Source organism: Flavobacterium sp. HJJ, assembly GCF_015351475.1.
Taxonomy (GTDB): domain Bacteria; phylum Bacteroidota; class Bacteroidia; order Flavobacteriales; family Flavobacteriaceae; genus Flavobacterium; species Flavobacterium marginilacus.
This window is the reverse complement of sequence record NZ_JADKPR010000056.1, coordinates 1-2,504: the sequence shown is the minus strand read 5'-3', so window position 1 is coordinate 2,504 and position 2,504 is coordinate 1. Positions and strand designations below refer to the sequence as shown.

The window sequence follows — 2,504 nt, the reverse complement described above, 5'->3', positions numbered from 1 at the left end:
TCCAACTAATTTAGCCCTTTCACCTACTGCGATTAACGAAAATGTGGCGGCTAATTCAACTGTGGGAGTTCTTTCTTCTACCGATGTTGATGACAGCTCGTTTACCTATACTTTAGTGTCTGGGACTGGAGATACAGATAATGCTGTGTTTACCATTTCGGGGAGCAATTTGAAAATTACTGTTAGTCCTGATTTTGAAACTAAATCTTCCTACTCTGTTCGTGTGAAAACTACAGATCTGGGTGGTCTTAGCTTTGAAAAAGTATTTACTATTACTGTTAATGATGTATGTGAAGTAATTGATACCGTAACTCAAACATCTGGTGTTTTAACAGCGGATCAGCCTGGCGCTATCTACCAATGGATTCAATGTCCAGCAACTATATTAATTGGTGAAAACGGACAATCGTATACACCGCCAAGTAGTGGTAATTATGCAGTTGTTGTAACAATAGGCTTATGCAGCGTAATATCAACATGTGTAGCTGTAAGTCCACTCACAACTCCAACAGTTTCAACAACCGCAGCAACTGGAGTAGGTGCTTCAAAAGCAACATTAGGAGGAAATGTTACTGCAGATGGCGGAGCCACTGTAACCGAAAAAGGTATTGTCTGGGCAACAGCCAGCAATCCTACTACTTCAAATAACAAAGTTACAAATGGAACTGGAACAGGAAGTTTTAGTGCAGTTATTTCTTCTTTACCAGCTGGAACACTTGTACACTTTAGAGCGTATGCCATCAATTCTGCAGGCACAAGTTATGGTACAGATTTAACTTTTACTACAAATGCTGCCCTGTCGGCAACAACTTCACAAACCGACGTGGCTTGTAACAGCGGAACCTCAGGTTCAGCTTCAGTAACTGCTGCGGGAGGTGTTGCTCCTTATACCTATTCTTGGTCTCCTTCTGGAGGAAATGGAGCTACAGCCTCTGGTTTAACAGCTGGATCTTATTCAGTCCTTATAACAGATAACGAATCGACACAACTCACAAAAAACTTTACTATTTCAGAACCTACTGCTTTAGCAGCTTCTGCGGCTTCACAAACCAATGTTTCTTGTAATGGTGGTTCTAACGGAGCTGCTGCAATCAATACACCAACTGGTGGAGCGGGTGGTTATACCTATAACTGGACGTCAGGTAACCCAACTGGCGATGGTACAACTTCAGTAACTGGACTAACTCCTGGTACGTGGACCTGTACTGTAACTGATGCTAATAATTGTACTACAGCCGTTAACTTTACAATTACTCAGCCTACAGCTATAACAGCTGCTGCGGCTTCACAAACCAATGTTTCTTGTAATGGTGGTTCTAACGGAGCTGCTGCAATCAACACACCAACGGGTGGAGCGGGTGGTTATACCTATAACTGGACTCCAGGTAACCCAACGGGTGATGGTACAACTTCGGTAACTGGACTAACTCCTGGTACGTGGACCTGTACTGTAACTGATGCTAATAATTGTACTACAGCAGTTAACTTTACTATTACTCAGCCTACAGCTATAACAGCTGCTGCGGCTTCACAAACCAATGTTTCTTGTAATGGTGGTTCTAACGGAGCTGCTGCAATCAACACACCAACTGGTGGAGCGGGTGGTTATACCTATAACTGGACACCTGGCAACCCAACGGGTGATGGTACAACTTCGGTAACTGGACTAACTCCTGGTACATGGACCTGTACTGTAACTGATGCAAATAATTGTACTACAGCCGTTAACTTCACAATTACGCAGCCTTCAGCCATTACCGCAACCACTTCGCAAACCAACGTGGCCTGCAATGGAGCAACTAACGGGTCAGCTTCGGTAACTGCTGCAGGCGGTGCCGGCGGATATACCTATTCATGGGCTCCATCCGGAGGAAATGCTGCTGTGGCTACAGGATTGGCTGCTGGCACATACACCTGTACCATCACGGATGCCAACAATTGTCAGATCACAAAAAACTTTACCATAACGCAGCCTACGGCCATTACCGCAACTACTTCGCAAACCAATGTGGCTTGTAACGGCGGAACTAACGGGTCGGCTTCGGTAACTGCTGCCGGTGGTGCTGGCGGATATACCTATTCATGGGCTCCATCTGGTGGAACGGCTACTACAGCTACAGGATTAGCTGCTGGCACTTACACCTGTACCATCACGGATGCCAACAACTGCCAGATCACGAAAAACTTTACCATAACACAGCCTACGGCAATTACCGCAACTACTTCGCAAACCAACGTGACTTGTAACGGCGGAACTAACGGGTCGGCTTCGGTAACTGCTGCCGGTGGTGCCGGCGGATATACCTATTCATGGGCTCCATCTGGTGGAACGGCTGCTACGGCTACAGGATTGGCTGTTGGCACTTACACCTGTACCATCACGGATGCCAACAATTGTCAAATCACAAAAAACTTTACCATAACACAGCCTACGGCAATTACCGCAACTACTTCGCAAACCAACGTGGCTTGTAACGGTGGAACTAACGGGTCGGCTTCGGTAG

Annotated in this window: 1 pseudogene; it reads left to right on the top strand. The window is 45.9% G+C overall.

The annotated features are described in order from the left end of the window. Positions 1 to 2,504 (top strand): annotated as a pseudogene (locus IRZ80_RS20665) (hypothetical protein); the annotation flags it as partial.